Source organism: Micromonospora sp. DT228, assembly GCF_049841595.1.
Lineage (GTDB): Bacteria > Actinomycetota > Actinomycetes > Mycobacteriales > Micromonosporaceae > Micromonospora.
In genome coordinates this window covers 1-17,894 of sequence record NZ_JBNCKO010000020.1, presented here as the reverse complement: position 1 = coordinate 17,894, position 17,894 = coordinate 1, and the positions used below count along the sequence as shown (strand labels likewise).

Sequence of the window (17,894 nt, the reverse complement as noted above, 5' to 3'; positions counted from 1 at the left end):
GAACGCTCAGCGGCACGTGCGGATACTCCCCGACTGACAACCGGGAGCACGCATTCTGTTGCTCCCAATCTGCTCCCCAGATCAACGGGTGAGCTCGTCCTCGACGAACGCGGGCCTCGCAAGCGTGATCGCCGGGATGGTCGCCACGAGGGCGACGGCGAACAGGAACAGCAGCGGCAGGGTCCATCCGCCGCTCACGTCGTGCAGCAGCCCGACCAGCAGCGGACCGAGCGCGCCGAGCGCGTACGCGACCCCCTGAGAGAAGCCGCTCAGCGCGACGGTGCCGCCGTGGGAACGGGTGCGAACGTTTATGAGCACGAGGCAGACCGGGAACAGGATCGACCCCGAGCCGATCAGCAGCACCCAGAGCAGTGTGAGTGTCGCGGGCGCGAGCAGCAGGCCGAGGTAGCCGCACACGAAGCTCGCGACACCGGCGGCGATCAGCCAGCCGACATTGCGCAGCCGTGCGACGAGTAGGGGCGCGATGAATGCGCCGGGCACGCTGATGAGGCCGGTGACGGCGAGCAGCACCCCGGCCTCGGTCGGCGTCGAGCCAGCGATGTCGCCGAGGATCTCGGGCAGCCACGCGAAAGCCGCGTAGGTGCAGATCGTGCTGGTCGAGAACACGACGGTGATCGACAGGGCCACGCGTGACCGCCACAGACGCGTGACGAGGGCGGAAGTCGGGGACTCAACGGCGACGGCATCCGAGAGCCGCTGGCGGCGCTCCCGCGCGATGATGACGAGCCACGGAAGGAGCGCGGCTATCGAGGTCACCGACCAGACGCCGAGCAGGAACCGCCAGCCGGTCTGCTCAGCGACGGGAGCGGCGACCGCGGCGGGCACGGCCGTACCCACGCCCACGATGCAGACGTAGAGGGCGGTCAGCAGCGCTACCCGGTCGGGAAAGTAGCGTCGCACGATCGGCGGCAGCAGCACATTGCCGATGCCCGTGCCGGCGAGCGCGACGACACTGCCGACGAGCAGCACCGCGAAACCCGGGGCACATGCGCGCACGAGATGGCCGAGGGTCATGAGCAGCAGCGCGAGCGCGATGCCGCCCTCGAGGCCGATGCCACGGGCGACGCGCGGCGCGATGAACCCGGATGCCGCTAGCAGGATCGGTGGCAACGTGCCGAGCAGCCCGACACCGATGGCCGATATCGGGATGTCCGCCCGGATGTCGCCGAGGATCGGCGATATCGTCGCCACCGCCTGGCGCAGGGTGAATGCGACGAGCACGATGCCCAGCAACGACGCCGTGCGTCCCGCCCACAGCGGAAGGCGGCGGTGCTCGGACACCCCCCGAGCCTAGTACTCCGCCCGGAGATGTTGACCTTGGGCCCGGGTGACTCAACACGCCCCAGCACCGACCGGCGGCGACGAGTGTGAGCCGGCCCACTCAGGTCACTCGGAACACCGGCCACCCGATCTCGGTGCGCCACGCGGTCGGATCGCTCGCGTCCCGAGGTCCGACGAGGTAGACCTCCCGCACGGGCCCCGCCACCGACATCGCGTTCTTCACGACCCAGGTACCGAGCTCGCCGTAGGTGACCTCGATGCCATCGTGCTCGCCAACGTGGGTGGCCACTGCCAGTTCCGCGGCGGGCAGGGTCGCGGCGTGCACCCGCCCGGTACGAGGTGGAGCGGCCGTCGGGAGGTAGACCAACGCGTGACCGCGGCCCTGCTCGAACAGGGAGTTGTCGTAGGTGCCACCCGGTGGACCAGTCACCGCGTCGCCAACGGCCACCTCCAACTCGGCCATCGCGCCCGCGAACCAGGCTTCGACCTCGCCCTCGTCGACCACGGCCGCCACCGCCGCGACCGTGCGGGCGGGCTCGGCACGGAGCTCTACCTTGATCGGCGCGGGGTCGGGCCGAAGCAGGCGGCGCAGCGACGCGACCGCGGCTCGGGTGCGGTCGAGTTCGGCTTCCAGGCGTTGGAGGTGGTCGGCGATCAGGGTGGCGCGGACACCGGGGTCCGGGGACCGCAGGATCCGCTGCACGTCGCCCAGGGGGACGTCGAGTTCGCGGAGCCGATTGATGACCTGGGCGGTCGGGATCTGCTCGATGGCGTAGTAGCGGTAGCCGGAGGTCTCGTCCACTACGGCGGGCTCCAGCAGGTCGCCCTCGTGGTACCGACGCAGGGTCCGCACGCTCAGGTGGGTCAGGCGCGAGAACTCCCCGATCGTCAGCACCCCCGCAGTATGAAGGCTCCCCCAGGGGGAGAGTCCAGCGTTTGACCCTCCTGCACCGCGAGGCCACACGCTGGGCTTATGACACAGCACAACGGCCTCCGGTCCGATCCACTGCCCGCCACCGTCAGCGGTTTCCTCGCCGCTCACGTCGTCCGCGACGCCGACACGGCATCGTCGTTCTTCGCCGAGGACGCGGTGGCCGTCGATCAGGGCGAGTCCTTCCGCGGCCGAGAGCAGATTCACGCGTTCCTGCGCGACGCCGGCTCCGAGTTCGAGTACACGACCGAGCAGATCGGTGCTGCCCGCGTCGACGACAACCACTGGGTGGTGACGCTGCGGCTCGAGGGAACCTTCCCGGGCGGCGTCGCCGAGCTCGACTACCGGTTCGCGATCCGTGCGGACGTCGTCACCGAACTCGTCATCGCCAACCACGAATCCTGATACGACCCGCACCACGTCAATCTTCGAGGGAGAGAGAATGCCTACTTCAGATCGCGATCGTCTCGATGGACGCCGTGCGCTGGTCACGGGCGGATCGAAGGGCTCAGGCAAGGCCGTCGTCGAGAGGCTGCGGGAGATGGGCGCCGACGTCTACGTCACGGCCCGGACCATGCCCGCGGGGTACGAGCACCCCGACCGGTTCATCGAGGCGGACACCTCGACGGTCGAGGGCGCGAAGGCGGTGGCCGACCGGATCGCCTCGACCGGCGGCGCACTGGACATCCTGGTGCACGTCGTCGGAGGTGCCTCGACACCGTCCGGTGGGTTCGCGGTCATCACCGACGAGCAGTGGATGATCGAGCTGAACGTGAACCTCCTCGGAGCGGTACGGCTCGATCGAGCTCTCCTCCCGGCGATGATCGAGTCCGGGTCGGCGGTCGTGCTGCACTTCACCTCGATCCAGCGTGAGCTTCCTCAGTACGACGCGTCCCTGGCCTACGCGGCAGCGAAAGCCGCGTTGCGCACCTACAGCAAGGGGCTCGCCAACGAGCTCGCCCCGCGTGGTGTGCGCGTCAACGCGATCAGCCCCGGCGGGATCGAGACGGAGGCCTACGAGAGGTTCGTGGACCGAATCGCCGAGGGCAACGGGATCAGCCGCGAACAAGCCAAGCAGAGCATCTACGACTCCCTCGGAGGCGTGCCGCTGGGACGGTTTGCCAACACCGAGGAGGTCGCCGACCTGGTCGGGTTCCTGGTCTCGGACCGCGCCTCGGCCATCGTGGGCGCCGAGTACGTGATCGATGGTGGAACAGTCCCGACCGTCTGAGCCCGCAAACGGTCGCACAGGTGGGCGGCACGCGTCGGGAGAGGAGATGCCCACCGATGAAGCTCACCGTCACGTGCCGGCCCCCACGCCCATCGGCGGTAGCCGGGCCTCGTCCTCGGTGAGGATGGCCTGGCGCAGGTCCCGCAGCCGCCGGCTCGGCTCCAGGCCGAGTTCACGGCGCAGCGACGAGCGCAGCCGGTCGAAGGAGGCCAGCGCGTCGGCACCCCGCCCGCTGCCGTAGAGCGCGACCATGAAGGCCGCCTGCAGGCGGTCACGGCCGGGATGAGTCCGGGCCAGTGCGGTGAGTTCCGGTACGGCCCCTGCGTGCCGGCCCAGACTCAGCTCGACCTCCAGCCGTTCCTCGATCACCTGCAGCCGCGACTCCTCCAGGCTCATGGCCTCCGGCTCCAGCATGCCATCGGCGAGACCGGCGATGGCGGGTCCGCGCCACAGGTTCTCGGCCCGCAGGAAGGACCCGACGGCCTCCGCCGCGCGACCGGTGGCCAGCGCCCGCCGAGCCCGATGGGCCTCGTCGTCGAACCGGGTCCGATCCAGCGCGCCGGGCTCCACCGTCAGCAGGTAACCGCCCGGCCGGCGTACCAGCGAGCGCTCGGACAGGCCTCCGGCGATGAGCTGACGGCGCAGGGCCGCGGCGCAGTTGCGGATCTGACTCGCCGCGGTGGCCGGCGGCCGCAGCGGCCACAGGCAGTCGACCAGGCTGTCGGCCGGGACCACCCGGCCGGCCCGCAGCAGCAGCACGGCCAGGATCCGCTGCTGCCGGCGTCCGCCGAGCGGCAGGGGCGTTCCATCGACGGACGCTTCCAGCGGGCCGAGGATCCGGAACTCCATACGATGACCTCCATGCCGACCGCGCCCCGTGCACGGCCTGGTCATCAGGTTGCCCAGCACGGGTTGGCGTTTCCTTGGCAGCGCCGCCCCGCCCTCGCAGGGACGGTCGGCTATCCGGCCGGGACGACGTCGAACGGACGGCCGTCGTGCCGCTCCAGCAGGGCCCGGACGATGTCCGCCTCGGGAGTGCCGAGCGGATCCAGGATGCTCAGCGCCTGCTGCCAGGCCCGCGAGGAGTCCTCCAGGTAGCCCAGGGTGATCAGCGCGCGGGCGCGTACCAGGGGTGCCCCGATCGCCTCCGCGCGATGTGCCGCCTCGCCGGCGAGCCGGGCCGCCTGCACGGGGTCGCCGTGCCGCCGGGCGACCTCGCCCATCGCCGCCAGCGCGTCGATCTCGATCACCGCGGCGCCGGACTGTCGGGCCAACGTGACCGCCCGCTCCAGGGAGGAGCTGGCCAACAGCGGCGTCCGCTCGGCGACGGATGCGGCGAGACCGACCAGGGCCTCGGCCTCCGTCGCCAACGTGCGCGCCGACCTGGCCCACTCGGCGGCCCGGGTGTACGTGGCCGCCGCACGGGTGGGGTCGCCAGTCAGCCGAAGCAGGCCCCCCTCGGCAATGTCGATCGACGCCTTGCAGTGCCAGTCGTCGCTACGGTCGGCGAGACGCTGCGCGGCGGCGAGCGCGGACCTCGCCTCCGGCACGTCGCCGCGTAGCGTGTGGATCTGGCCGATCCCGGCCAACGCATTCGCCTCGATCGACGCCATGTCGACCTCGTGGGCCGTGCGCACCGCTGCGTGGAGATCACTCAAGGCGGCCGGGTACTCACCCCGGATGATGCGCAGGAGGCCGAGGTTGTTGAGGATGACCGCCTCGTTGGGTCGTGCGCCGTCCTCCCGGTGGATGACGATGGCGGCGCTGAGCCGCTCGACCGCCAGCCGCAGTCGACCCGCCATGGCGTAGATCGTCCCAAGATTGCTCGACATCACCGCGATGCCGTAACGGTGGCGGATCCGCTCGTACAGCCGCAACGCATGCTCGAAGCAGGCCGCCGCCGTCGCCAGTTGCCCGAGGTCGCCGAAGACCGCGCCGAGCGAGCCAGCCGCGGCGGCCTGGCCCTGCGTGTGCCCGGCGCTGCGGAACAGGTGACCCGCCCGTCGGTGGTGCGCGATCGCGACCAGCTGGTTGCCCGTGAGGTGGTACACGTTGCCCAGACTCATGTGTGCCGACGCCCGCAGGGCCGGGAACGTGTCCCCACCCGACGCGTGCAGCGCCGCCTGCGCCACGAGCAACCAGTTCAGTGAATTGCGGGTGACCCAGAAGTACGTTCGTAGCTGGTCGGCGAGCAGGGCGGCAGCGGCCCTCGACGTGCCGTCTGCCCCCGCTCTGATCAGCGCCACCATTGTCGACTCCTCGGCCTCGAGCCAGGCCAGTGCCGCGTCACGGTCCGGGAGGCCAGCGTCACCGGCCGCCAGGCCCGCCGGCAGCTCCAGGCGGACCCGCCCCGGCGCCAACAGGTCACCGGCAGCCTGTGCGCGGACCAGGTACCACGCGAACAGGCGGGCGAGGACTGTCTGCGCCTCCGGCCGGCCACCCTGCCGCGCACTGTGCTGGCCCGCGTAACGCCCCAGCAGGTCGTGCAGCGCGACGCGATCGTCGTCGGACTCCAGCAGGTGCGCAGAGAAGAGTCGGGCCAGCGTCCGACGGGCCGACTCCCGGCTGGTCTGCGCCAGGTGCGCGACCGCGTCGACCGAAAGCGTGAGCCCTGGAACGGTGCCGAGGAGTCGGAACATCCGCTGGGCCTCGCCGGGAAGCCGGGTGTAGGAGAGGTCGAACGCCGTCTGTACGGCGGCGCTCGGGTCGTCGTCGATCGCCAGGGCGGCGATGCTCCGCTGCCGCAACTGCCGCACGTACGCCGACACCGCGAGGTCAGGCTCGTCGTGCAGCAGCGCCGCCGCGATCCGCAGGGCCAGCGGGAGCCGACCGCAGACCTGGGCGAGGTCCCGGATCGCGTCGCGTTCGGCGGCTCGCGGGTCGACACCGAGCAGGACGGTGAGCAGCTCGATAGCGTCCGGTTCCGGGAGTAGTCCGATGGTCAGGCGGTGGGCGTCCTGCTGGGCCACGAGCCCGGTCAGGCGGTCACGGCTGGTGACCACCACCAGGCTGTCCGCGGACCCGGGCAGCAACGGCCGGACCTGCTCGGCGTCGAGGGCGTTGTCCAGCACGATCAGCAGCCGGCGATCGGCGACGACGGTGCGGTAGAGCGCCGATGCCTCCTCCGGATCGGCCGGAATGCGGGCCGCCGGCACGCCCAGACCCCGCAGCAGCACGCCGAGCGCCTCCGCCGAGCGCATTGGCCGACCGGCGGAGTAGCCCCGCAGGTTGAGGAAGAGCTGCCCGTCCGGGAAGCGGTCCCGGACGCTGTACGCCCACCGGATGGCGGTGGCCGTCTTTCCGACACCCGCCGTGCCGACGACCGCGGAGAGGATCAGGACCTGCGGCGCTGCCGCGTTGGCAAGCAGGCGGTCGAGCTGACGCGACTCGGCGCCGCGGCCGACGAAGTGCCCCGGCGGCAGCGGTAGCTGCGCCGGCCCGCCAGGAGACGTCGGCGCGGCGTCCGAGGGTGCGGTGGCGCGTGACAGCGTCCGGTACGTCGCCTGGATCTGCGGTCCGGGAGCGACACCGAGGTCGGTGGCGAGCCGATCGGTGAGGGTGGCGTAGGCCGCGAGGGCCTCGGTGCGACGACCGATCCCGCTCAGGGCCAGCATCAGCAGCTCGACGGGGCGCTCGCGTGTCGGCGCCTCACTGATCAGCTCGTGTAGCGGTGCCAGCATCTGCCGGTGCTGGCCGGCGTCGAGGCGCGCGTCGAGCAGTTCTTCCCGCGCGGTCAGTCGTGCCTCGTCGAGATCCGGGAAGAGCCGGCTTCGCTGGGCGTCGTCGAAGACGTCGGCCAGGGCGGCGCCCCGCCACAGACCGAGCGCGGTGCTGAGTATCGCGATGCGCTGTTCGGCGTCGGCGACGCCCCTGCTCTCGGCCACCAGGGCGGTGAACCGGTGCACGTCGACCCGCTCTGCCCGGATCTCGAGTGCGTAGCTGTTGGGTCGGGCGAGCAACGCGGGCTCCGTCGACCGGCCCAGCTCCAGCGTGGACCGCAGGTGCGAGATCATGGCCTGCAGGCCCGCCCGTGCCTGGGCCGGAGGCCGATCTTCCCAGAGCAGGTCGATGAGTCGCTCCGCGGAGTGAAACTGGCCCGGTCGCATCGAGAGGATGGCGAGCAGCCGTCGCTCCTGACGGCGTCTGATGGGCACGACCCGTCCGTCGATGACAGCCTCGACGGGGCCAAGCAGGCGCAGCTCCACAGCCGCAGGCTAACAAGACGAACCGACATCGCTAGAGGGCCATACGTCTATGCGAGGCGTACCCGGCGGGCAGTTTCCCCGGGTCGACAGCCAGCTTGTCGGATGGCGGATCTCAGGGCCCCCGCGCCGCCGGGGGCCCTGACGTCCGCCTGCTGTTCAGTAGACCCAGGGGGTGCAAGTCCAGGCGCCGCCATTCAAGCTGAAGCAGGCTTGGTGCTCGTCCGAGGAGTCGAGATCCTCGAGCATGTTGGTCCACACCCCGCCGTTGGTGGAGAGGAACTGCTTGCTGAGGCTGCCGGTGTACCAGTAGCCGTAGGACGACCACACCCGGCGCTCGATGCGCACGGTGAACGTCGCACCCGCGTAGCGGACGTACTGGTCGTTCTGCAGGCGTGCCCAGGCCGCCCTGCAGCCGGACGACTTCACGACGACGATGCCGAGTCCGCTGTCGTACCCGCCGCCGGTCCAGCCGTGCCGGGTGCCGCTGCACTGGCCGTTGGGATTGACGTTGTGACAGCCGGTGCCCGAACACGCGGCCAGCGCGGGCGACGCCGGTACCGCCGTGGTGACCACGCCGAGCCCCATGAACGCCACCAGGGCGATCAGCGTCGGCACCAGGCGATGCTTCCGGACCTTTCCTACCTTCATGCTGTCCTCCTCAGTCGTGCTGCAAGTCGTGGGGGTGATCCTGCGGCGTCGCCACACTGCGGGCGCATCGTCAGGGCACCGCGCGGTGTCATGCCGCCGTCGGCGTCGGAGTCGGCGTGGGCGCCGGCGATGACATCGTGATGCGCCGACGGTGAGCGCGGTTCCGACACTGCATCGACCCCACGCCATCCTGGAGGAACCGCAGTGTCAGCATCGCCGCCCCGCCCCGCGCCGCCGCGCGGGCCCAGTCCCGGCGCCGCCCGTCGCGGCGCCACCATCGCGCTCGCCACCGCCTCGATCGCCGCCGGCGGTCTCGTGGTGCTCCCCGCGCCGGCCGCCGCGGCGCCGGACCCGCCTCCGAAGGATGTGGCGTCCACCTCGATACCCCCCGGTCAGCGGGACTCCGCCCTCAAGCAGGGCTGGCGGACGTCGCAGGATCGGGCCTGGACCCTCTCCGGCGACATGACCGGCCTGCACGTGCTCGTGGCGTCGGCAGCCTCCGGCTACAGCTGGACGACCGCAGCCACGCTGAGCGAGCCGGGGCTGGAGACCGACCAGTGGATCGGCAACGGCTGTCTCACCGAGTCGGGCCGGCGGCTGGTCGTCACGTACGCGCCGCGCGCCTACACGAACAAGCCCGACCTGTTCGACCGCGGCGCCTTCGTGGCGGTCGTGGACCTCAAGGACCAGTCCGTCCGGAAGGTGGCCGCGCACGCGTCCCTCGCGTACTTCAGCCCCGGCTGCGGGACCGGTGAGAACGTCGTGCTGAGCACGTTCACCGGCGGCGACACCGGCTCGGGCAAGACCCGCCTGACGCAGCTCGACGCCGCGACCGGCACCGTGGCCGCGCCGATCCAGGTGGCGGGCCAGCTCACCTCGGCGCTACCGGTCAAGGACGAGATCATCGCCGCCGACAACGGCGCGCTGGTCAAGGTCGACGGCAAGGGTCGCCGGTCGGCGGTCGCGAGGACCACCGGGGTGCCGTTCCGGCTGGCGGCCAACGGCGACGCCGTCGTGTACATGGATGCCGACAGCAAGGCCGGTCGGGTCAAGCGGACCGTCGTGAAGTCCGGCGCGACGGCCACGCTGGCCGAGGGCGGCACGACCGACATGAACGTGGTCAAGGGCGCGGGCGGTCGGGTCGGCATCACCGGTACCCCCGGCACGGTGCACAAGCTGCCCACGGGTGTCGCAAAGCTCGACGCGAGCGTGCAGGCGGAGATATCCAGCGAGGGTGACCTGCTGCTGGACGACATCAGGTGGACGACCGATCCACGGGCGGCGCAGGCCGCGGACGGCCGCCGCGGACGGTCGCTCACCATGAAGGCCAAGGTGCCGGCGACCGGTCGCAGCGTGGACTTCGCGGTCACGCCCACCACGCCGACGTCGGGCGACGCCGGCGCTCGGGCGAACCCGAAGACGCCGGGGCGGGCCCGGTCGGCACCGGGCGCCACGACGCTGGCGACACCGCTGCACGACCCGGTCGACAACGCCGCCTGGTGCGCGATCCCCCGCAACGACGTGCGGGTTCAGGTGTACCAGCCGCGCGCCCGGGAGATCGAGTGGGTCGTCGACATGGCGGTGCAGGACGCGCTGATCCTCAACCGGGGCAACAACTTCAACCAGTCCGGCCTGCCCGGCTACAACGTCGCGCAGTGGTTCCCGATGCGGCCGCTCAACGGAGGTGGCCACGTGCCCGCGCAGATCATGCTCGGCATCCTCGCCCAGGAGTCGAACCTGTGGCAGGCCTCGCCGCACGTCCTGCCCGGCGAGTTCGGCAACCCGCTCATCGGCAACTACTACGGGCTGGACATCTACGACGCCGACACGAGCGACGACTGGACGATCCGCTGGGACAAGTCTGACTGCGGCTACGGCGTCGGGCAGGTCACCGACGGCATGCGCAAGCCCGGGTTCCAGAAGCCGAACGAGGTCCCGCTGCCGTACAACCAGCAGCTGGCCATCACCGTGGACTTCGCCGCGAACATCTCCCAGTCGCTGCGGATCCTGCAGGACAAGTGGAACCAGGTCCACGCGTACAACATGAAGGTCAACGGCGGCGACCCGCAGTACATCGAGAGCTGGTTCTTCGCGGTGTGGGCCTACAACACCGGCTTCTACGAGCCGCAGGGCAGCACGGACGGGCCGTGGGGCGTCGGCTGGGCGAACAACCCGGCCAACCCGCGGTACCCGGCGAACCGCAAGGCGTTCCTGGAGTTCACCTACGACGACGCGCGGCACCCGAGCCACTGGCCGTACCCGGAGAAGATCATGGGTTGGGCCGGCCACCCGCTCAACGCGATCGAGAAGCCGGACACCTACACCGACGGCTACCGGTACGCGTGGTGGAGCACGAACGACGGGCGCGCGCGGGTGAAGCCGCACCTGCAGACGTTCTGCGACCAGTCCAACGACTGCTTCTACGGCAACAACCTCCCGCCGACGGCGCCCGAGGTGATCGATGAGCCGGCCGGCCCGTGCCACCACGTGAACGGCATTGGCGACCGCGACCTCAAGTGCTGGTACAACCGATCCGCGGACTGGAAACCGGGCTGTCTGGACTGTGGTAACGCCGCCATCAGGTACGACCCCGGCTGGGCATATCCGGCCGCCGGGGTGAGCTACTACCCGAAGTGCGGCACCGACCTGCCGGCGAACGCGCTCGTGGTCGACGACGTGATCAACGACGTCGTCAGTCCACGCCGTGACGAGGCCGGTTGGCTCTGCACCCGACGAACGAACAGCGGCACGTTCACGCACGGGTTCGCCGGAGAGACGCAGAACGGCACGCTCCAGTACCCGGGCAAGATCGACCTGCACCAGGTCGGCGGCGGGTACGGCGCGCACTACTGGTTCACGCACACCCGCGAGCCGGGCAGCAACCTCTACGTCAGTGGGACGTGGACGCTGGACCGGACGGTGAACGGCTGGATGCGGGTCATGGTCCACATCCCCGATCACCTCGGTACCACGCAGCAGGCGGCATACAAGATCACGACGAAGAACGGCGTGGTCAAGACCCGCATGGTCCAGCAGCGCGGGTACGCGAACCGCTGGGTGGCGCTCGGCGTGTTCGAGTTCAACAACGTCCCGAAGGTGGAGCTGACCAACATGGTGTCGGACCTGACCCCGGAGGAGTTGGCGCAGCTGCGGGACGACGTGCCGACCAGCGGGCAGGGCGACCTGGCCCTGGGCCGGCCGCAGGAGAACGTGGCCTTCGACGCGGCGGCGTTCATCCCACTGCCGGGCAAGCCGCAGCACCAGGTGGTGGCGCTCGGCGACTCGTTCTCGTCGGGCGAGGGCGCCTCGCCGGTGAACGGCTCGGACTACTACCGCGAGACGGACAACAACCGCGACAACGCCTTCCGCAACGGCTGCCACCGCTCGAAGAACGCGTGGTCGCGCAAGGCGGTGCTGCCCGGATCGTCCACGCCGATCGGGCCGCGGGCGGACATCACGAGCCAGCAGCACGACGTCAACATGGACTACCACCTGATCGCCTGCTCGGGCGCGGAGACGGAGAACATCCTGCCACTGCGTACCGTCAGCAACGAGCCCCGCAACGCCGACAACGAGCGGGGCAAGGGCCAGTACCTGGAGGTGTCCCAGCTCGACAAGGGCTACCTGGACGAGAACACCACGCTCGTCACGATCTCGATCGGCGGCAACGACGCGAAATTCAGCTCGGTGATCAGGGAGTGCGTCTTCATGGCCGGCCCGCTGGACTGCTTCAAGGCGAAGCTGTCGGGCGAGACGGACACCGTGGACGTGTCGACCAGACGCCGCATCACCGACACGGTTCCCCGGTCGAACACGAAGGTGCTGGAGGAGATCCGCAAGAAGGCGCCGAACGCCAAGATCATGCTCATGGGGTACCCGAAGCTCGTCGAGATCGGCGGCGACCCGCTCTGCGCCCTCAAGCTCGTCCTCAGCGACGAGGAACGGGTGTGGCTGTCCGAGATGAGCGTGCTGCTGCGTGGCGAGCAACTGGACGTCGTCCGCGACTTCAACACCGCGCACGGCGCGACGATCGCGTACTACTCCGACCCGATCGACGAGTTCGAGGGCAAGGCGGCCTGCGGCTCGCCGGCGGGCATCCACGGCATCGTGACGGACAAGTCGCCGGGTGACACCCCGGACGGCCCGGCGTCGCAGCAGTCCTTCCACCCCAACAGCCCGACCGGTGTCAGTCTCTTCGCTCAATCGATGAATTTCACCGTCACGCAGATGTACCCGTGACGAACGCGTCACGATCCGGGAGCCCGGGCGGCCGTCGGCTGCTCGGGCTTCTGGCCACGCTCGCGCTCGTCTGGACCACTCCCATGGCGCACCACGGGCCGGCGGCGGATCAGACGTGCCGGGGCTCCCAGCGGAAGAAGCGGCGGGTCAGCCAGGCGCCGATGACCAGCCACACCAGCAGCACACCCGCCGAGGGCAGCGCGAGCAGGTAACTGTCCCAGAAGCCGAGCGCCCGACCCCCGTCGGTCTGTGCCAGCCAGCCGACGCGCAGCATCTCGGTGAACGGGCCGGTCGGCAGGAACCACAGCACCCGCTCAATCGGCGCCGGCAGCGCACCCAGCGGCAGCAGGGCACCCGGGGTGGCCAGGAAGATCACCATGGACGGCAGGGTGGTCAGCATCGCGGCCTCAGAGCTGCGGGTGACCGCGGACAGTACCGCGGCGAAGACGGCCATCACCGCGGCGCCCAGCAGCAGTGCAGGCAGGATCACCAGCGGGTGTCGCGGCACCGGCAGGTCGAGAACCAGGATGGCATAGAGCACCAGCACGGCGGTCTGTGCCAGGAAGGTGAGCACGGTGCTGCTGGCAGTGCCGAGCAGGATGGTGCGGTCGGACGGCAGACCCACGCGCATCCGCTTGAGCACGTTCTCCTGCCGGCGCGAGGCGTAGACGGTGGTCAGATGGTGGTGCACCACGAAGACCATGATCAGCGCGGTTACGCTGACCACCCGGCGCACTCCGGGGACCATCTGGCCGCCGTACCCGCTGGTCAACAGCAGCCCGATGAGCAGCGGAGTGACCACGGAGAGGGCGGTGGCGGTCCAGTTGCGTCGCAGCGCCAGCAGCTCCATGCGCAGCAGGGCGAGCATCTGCCAGGACGGCCGCGCCGCCCGATCCGTCGTGACGGGGGTCATCGAACTTCCTCACGTTCCGGTCGGTACCCGGCGTTGTCGTGCTCGGCGGCGATGTCCAGGAAGACGTCCTCGAGGGTGGCCGGGCGCGCGGAGAGCCCGTACAGCCGTACTCCCGTGGCTTTGGCCCAGTCCAGCAGCCGGGAGAGGTCGTCCTGCAGGTCGCGGGTCTCGTAGGCGACGCGGTCGCCGTCCACCGAGAGCGTGCCGTGCGGCAGATCGGGCAGGTCGGACCCCTCCGGTGAGCGGAACGTGATCCGCGCCGGCAGCGTGTGCACCACCTCCTCGGGTGTCCCGCGAGACACGATGTGCCCGCCCTGCATGATCGCCACCCGGTCGGCGAGCACCTCCGCCTCTTCGAGATAGTGCGTCGTGAGCAGGATGGTGGTCCCGCCCGCCTGCAGCTCGCGGATGACATTCCAGGTGCGGCGCCGCGAGGCCGGGTCCATGCCGGTGGTCGGCTCGTCGAGGAAGAGCACCTCCGGCCGGCCCATCACAGCCAACGCCAGCTCCAGCCGCCGACCCTCACCGCCGGAGAGCTGCTCGACGGCGACGTCGGCCCGGTCGGCCAGCTCCACCGTCTCGAGCATGTCGCGGGTGGTGCGCGGACGGACGGTGAGCGCACGCCAGGACTCGATCGTCTCGCGTACGGTCAAAGCGCCGGTGAAACCGCCGTGCTGGAGCATCACGCCGGTCCGCGGACGTACCGCGGAGCGGTCGGCGACCGGGTCCAGGCCGAGCACCCGCACCTCGCCGGAGGTCGGCCGCTGCAACCCCTCGAGCGCCTCGATCGTGGTGGTCTTGCCGGCGCCGTTGGTGCCCAGCAGGGCGAACAGCTCGCCGCGGCCGATGGCCAAAGACACCCCCCGGACCGCCTCGAACTCCCCATAGCTGCGACGCAGCTGGTTCACTTCAATGACGACGTCTTCCATGACTCCAGCCTGCCCATCCGGGAACGCAATGCCGATCCCCGTGCTGTCATGATTCGACCGTGTCGTTTGCACGGGTCACCCGTGCACTGGATCCGCCCCGGCCATGCCTACGATGGCCGGCATGACGGAAATGATCGATTACGCCATGGCGGGTCCGCTGACGACAATCGGCACGGTCCACAAGCCAGCGCTCGATGATCTTCCGACTGAGCCCGTCGACATCTGCCACCTCGTTCACGAGCTCGTCATTCAGCCCACCGACGCAAGAGCGCTCGGAGTCTCCGAGCCGCGGTTCGCCGAGAACCAACTGCGTCCTGTCGACGGCATCATCGGTGCCCTGCTCGCCCTCGACCCAGCCCCGCTGACTGCCGCACGCGCCCCTGACCGGCGAGTGATCGGCACCTGCCGCCACTTCGCCGTGCTCAGCTGTGCCTTGCTGCGCTACCGCGGGATCGCGGCCCGCGCACGCTGTGGCTTCGCCACGTACTTTCAACCAGGGCAGGGCGTGGACCACTGGATCACCGAGTACCGGCATGGCGGCCGCTGGGTGCGAATCGATTCCGAGATCTTGGGTGACTCCCTCGTGGCCACGCCCGAAGACCTCGCCACCGGCGAGTTCCTCGCCGGCGGCGAGGCATGGACTGCCTTCCGCGACGGCCGTATCGACGCCGCGCAGTTCGGCGTGTACGGCACTGAGAACTGGGGACCTGCGGAGATTCGAGGAAACGCCGTCAGGGACCTCGCCGCGCTGAACAAGGTCGAGATGCTGCCCTGGGATGAATGGGGGCGCATGGACACCTCCTACCAGGGCAAGACCGGTCCCGACTACGACGCACTCATCGATACGATCTCAGCCGTATGTGCCTCCGACGATCACGGCGCCATCGCCGACCTCTACGCCCGTGAGGACCTGGCAGTGCCGGCTGAGCTGCTGCCCTGAGCGCGCGTGCGCAGTCAGTGCTGCTTCCACCCGCCGACAGTGACGGTGCGGAAGCGGGTCACCCGGCCAATCTGACTCACCCTCCGACTGACCGTGGTGCCGGCACGGTTGAATGTGTCCCGTGATCGTATGGCTCAACGGCACCCACGGCGCGGGCAAGACGACGACCAGCGCGCTCGTGCAGCAACTGATCCCGGATTCGCGAGTGTTCGACGCCGAGAAGGTCGGCGAGGCTCTCATGGACATCACGCCTGGGCTGCCCGAGACGGACAACTTCCAGGATTGGCTGCCCTGGCGGCAGCTCGTCGTCGAGACCGCCCGCCGCGTGCTCGACTACACCGGGGGCACTCTGGTGATGCCCATGACTGTCCTGGTGGAGCAGTACTGGCGCGAGATCAGCACCGGCCTCGCCCAACACGCCATCCCGGTAAGGCACTTCGTCCTCCACGCCGACCAAGACACCCTCCGCGGGCGTATCGAGGGAGAACACCCCGTCCCCTCCCCGTTCCGCCTGAAGTACCTCCAGCCCTACGCCGAGGCGGCCCGCACGTGGCTACATGCCGAGGCCGAGGTCATCGACACCACGCACCTCACGCCTGCCCAAGCCGCCCTGCGGATCGCCCTCCGAGCGACTGCGGGAAGCCCGGGCTCTGTACCGCCGAGACCCGAGGACGGTTACTGACGGCGGCTGTCGTGGCCACCGCCCTGTGGAGCGGATCGCCATTGCGACGACAGGCGACCGTGACCCGGGGAAAGGCCATGCTGGGAGCAGTAGGCCCTTGCCACTTCGACTGGAAGGTCGAACCGTACCGCTCGACCGCGTCACCGCAGGTCAAGGCCTCGTCGCTGTCCTGCCTCCGTGAATACTTCGGGTGCGGAGACCGCTTCGCCAACCTGCACCCAATCAAGGCTGTTCAGGGCCCCGCACCGCTCGCAACCTGCTCCCCTAAACCGGATCGCACCGGGCCGCCGACGCCGACCGATCGTTCGCTGTTGGCCCGGTGCTGTGGCCGACACCAGTGCTGGCTCCGCAGTCGTATCGGTCGATCGGGTAGCACGCTCACGATCGCCGCGCCTTGTCAGCGACAGACGGGCATCGCGTGGTGTCTCAGATGGGTCCCCGGCGTGCCGCAGCGATCTCGGCGTGGTGGTCGACTGCCCAGTCGGTCAGCGCGGAGAGCGGCTCTAGAAGGCTGACGCCGAGCGGCGTCAGCCGGTACTCGACGCTCGGCGGCAACGTCGGAAACACTTCCCGTTCGACCAGACCGTCGCTCTCCAGCGTGCGCAACGTCCGGGTGAGCATGCGCGGGCTGATGCCCTCCACGGCCCGATGCAACTCGTTGAACCGGTACGGATGCCGGCCGAGCAGGGTGACCAGCAACAGCGTCCACTTGTCACTCACCCGCCGCAGCACGTCGGTTACTGGACAGTGCTCGTACTCGCTGACCGGAACGGGCGTCGGCAGCCGATGGTCGTGGAGTGAGGCACTCACACCGATGTTACTTGTGGACATGAAAATGCCTTCTTTCGCCTCCGCCGACCGGCTGCCCAGAATGAGCACGTCAATGAGCAACGATAACGGGGGACGACATGGGCGTCGTGGTAGTCAGTGGCGGCACGAACGGGATGGGACGTGCGTTGGCCCTAGGTCGGGCCGAACGCGGCGACCGCGTCCTGGTACTCGGCCGCAGCCGCGAACGCGGCGAGGCCCTGGCCGGCGGCTCGATCGCCTTCCTTCCCGTCGACCTGTCCAGCATGGCCGAGACGCGGCAGGTCATCGAGCACATCCTTACCGAGAACGAAGTCGTGGACGCGCTGGCGCTGTTCGCCAATGCTGTGACACCGCGACGCGTCATGACCGTCGAGGGCCTGGAGCGCACATTCGCGCTCTACTACCTCAGTCGATATCTGCTCAGCTTCGGCCTGCGTCCGGCCCTGGACCGGGCTACCGCGCCGGTGATCGTGAACGTCGCCGGTGTCGGGGTCACCAAAGGCGAGGTGCACTGGGCCGACCCGCAGCTGCAGTCGGGCTACTCGGCCATCGCCGCACAGCTGCAGGCCGGTCGAGCCAACGACCTGCTCGGCGTGGGCTTCGGCCAGCGGTCCGGCAGCCGCGCCCGATACGTGCTCTACCACCCCGGATTCACCAAGAGCGGCGATCGAAGCGCACTCCCGCTGGTGGTCCGAGGACTGCTGGCGGTGGCGGCCCGACCTGTCGCAGACGCGGTGGCGCCGATTCACCAGTTCCTGGATGCGCCGCCGGCCGCGCCGGTGACCGCGGTCGACCGGGAGAAGCGACTGCCGCTCAGTTTCCCGACCCTCGACCCCCGCGACGCCGAGCGGTTGATGGGCCTCACGGAAGAGCTTCTGAGCTGAGGCCCCCTCGCCGCCCACACGCACAGCGCCCGGCAGCAGGCAGACCTTCTTGGCGTCGCGCAGCCGCTGCGCCGACGCTGACGCCCTCGGGCTCAGCGTGGCACTAGGGTCTGTGTCGAAGTCGGTCATAGCCACTCGTTGATCGCGGCGATGTGCACGGTGGCTTCGTAGCGCACGGCG

Annotated in this window: 14 protein-coding genes; 6 read left to right on the top strand and 8 right to left on the bottom strand. The window is 69.9% G+C overall.

Annotated elements, in window-relative coordinates:
* Window positions 1-81 precede the first annotated feature (81 nt).
* Together ACLQ29_RS29890 and ACLQ29_RS29885 are read right to left on the bottom strand one after the other, a co-directional pair.
* A complete protein-coding gene (locus ACLQ29_RS29890; protein WP_425774753.1) occupies window positions 82-1,302 on the bottom strand; it encodes a CynX/NimT family MFS transporter in 1,221 nt (406 codons plus the stop codon).
* A gap of 100 nt (window positions 1,303-1,402) precedes the next feature.
* Window positions 1,403-2,197, bottom strand: coding sequence for a MerR family transcriptional regulator (locus ACLQ29_RS29885; RefSeq protein ID WP_425774752.1), 795 nt, complete (start codon window positions 2,195-2,197; stop codon window positions 1,403-1,405).
* A gap of 78 nt (window positions 2,198-2,275) precedes the next feature.
* Between ACLQ29_RS29885 and ACLQ29_RS29880 the strand changes: the two genes are divergently transcribed.
* A complete protein-coding gene (locus ACLQ29_RS29880) occupies window positions 2,276-2,638 on the top strand; it encodes a nuclear transport factor 2 family protein (RefSeq protein ID WP_425774751.1) in 363 nt (120 codons plus the stop codon).
* A gap of 37 nt (window positions 2,639-2,675) precedes the next feature.
* Window positions 2,676-3,464 (top strand): SDR family oxidoreductase, encoded by a 789-nt coding sequence (locus tag ACLQ29_RS29875; RefSeq protein WP_425774750.1) that lies wholly within the window; start codon window positions 2,676-2,678, stop codon window positions 3,462-3,464.
* Between the two features lie 69 nt (window positions 3,465-3,533).
* Here the strand turns inward: ACLQ29_RS29875 and ACLQ29_RS29870 are convergent, their stop codons facing one another.
* The 3 genes from ACLQ29_RS29870 to ACLQ29_RS29860 form a co-directional block, all read right to left on the bottom strand.
* A complete protein-coding gene (locus tag ACLQ29_RS29870) occupies window positions 3,534-4,313 on the bottom strand; it encodes an AfsR/SARP family transcriptional regulator (RefSeq protein WP_425774749.1) in 780 nt (259 codons plus the stop codon).
* 110 nt (window positions 4,314-4,423) lie between these two features.
* Complete coding sequence (locus tag ACLQ29_RS29865) at window positions 4,424-7,618, bottom strand: BTAD domain-containing putative transcriptional regulator (protein WP_425774748.1); 3,195 nt, start codon at window positions 7,616-7,618, stop codon at window positions 4,424-4,426.
* Between the two features lie 207 nt (window positions 7,619-7,825).
* Window positions 7,826-8,284 carry a hypothetical protein gene (locus ACLQ29_RS29860; RefSeq protein ID WP_425774747.1) on the bottom strand — a complete coding sequence of 153 codons (459 nt, stop codon included), beginning with the start codon at window positions 8,282-8,284 and terminating at the stop codon, window positions 7,826-7,828.
* 237 nt (window positions 8,285-8,521) lie between these two features.
* Here ACLQ29_RS29860 and ACLQ29_RS29855 point away from each other — a divergent pair, with 237 nt between their 5' ends.
* Entirely contained in the window at window positions 8,522-12,556 is a 4,035-nt protein-coding gene (locus ACLQ29_RS29855; RefSeq protein WP_425774746.1) for a hypothetical protein, read from the top strand.
* 109 nt (window positions 12,557-12,665) lie between these two features.
* Here ACLQ29_RS29855 and ACLQ29_RS29850 read toward each other — a convergent pair whose 3' ends face one another.
* Together ACLQ29_RS29850 and ACLQ29_RS29845 are read right to left on the bottom strand one after the other, a co-directional pair.
* A complete protein-coding gene (locus ACLQ29_RS29850) occupies window positions 12,666-13,469 on the bottom strand; it encodes an ABC transporter permease (protein ID WP_425774745.1) in 804 nt (267 codons plus the stop codon).
* Entirely contained in the window at window positions 13,466-14,398 is a 933-nt protein-coding gene (locus tag ACLQ29_RS29845) for an ABC transporter ATP-binding protein (protein WP_425774744.1), read from the bottom strand. The genes ACLQ29_RS29850 and ACLQ29_RS29845 overlap by 4 nt, the downstream gene beginning before the upstream one ends.
* 121 nt (window positions 14,399-14,519) lie before the next feature.
* Between ACLQ29_RS29845 and ACLQ29_RS29840 the strand changes: the two genes are divergently transcribed.
* Window positions 14,520-15,338, top strand: a complete 819-nt coding sequence (locus tag ACLQ29_RS29840; RefSeq protein WP_425774743.1) for a transglutaminase domain-containing protein — start codon at window positions 14,520-14,522, stop codon at window positions 15,336-15,338.
* A 121-nt stretch (window positions 15,339-15,459) separates the two neighbouring features.
* Window positions 15,460-16,020, top strand: coding sequence for an AAA family ATPase (locus ACLQ29_RS29835; protein WP_425774742.1), 561 nt, complete (start codon window positions 15,460-15,462; stop codon window positions 16,018-16,020).
* A 426-nt stretch (window positions 16,021-16,446) separates the two neighbouring features.
* Here ACLQ29_RS29835 and ACLQ29_RS29830 read toward each other — a convergent pair whose 3' ends face one another.
* On the bottom strand, window positions 16,447-16,851 hold the full coding sequence (locus ACLQ29_RS29830) for a winged helix-turn-helix transcriptional regulator (RefSeq protein WP_425774741.1): 405 nt from the start codon (window positions 16,849-16,851) through the stop codon (window positions 16,447-16,449).
* Window positions 16,852-16,928: 77 nt separating this feature from the next.
* Between ACLQ29_RS29830 and ACLQ29_RS29825 the strand changes: the two genes are divergently transcribed.
* Window positions 16,929-17,714 (top strand): SDR family NAD(P)-dependent oxidoreductase, encoded by a 786-nt coding sequence (locus ACLQ29_RS29825; protein WP_425774740.1) that lies wholly within the window; start codon window positions 16,929-16,931, stop codon window positions 17,712-17,714.
* Window positions 17,715-17,894: the final 180 nt, after the last annotated feature.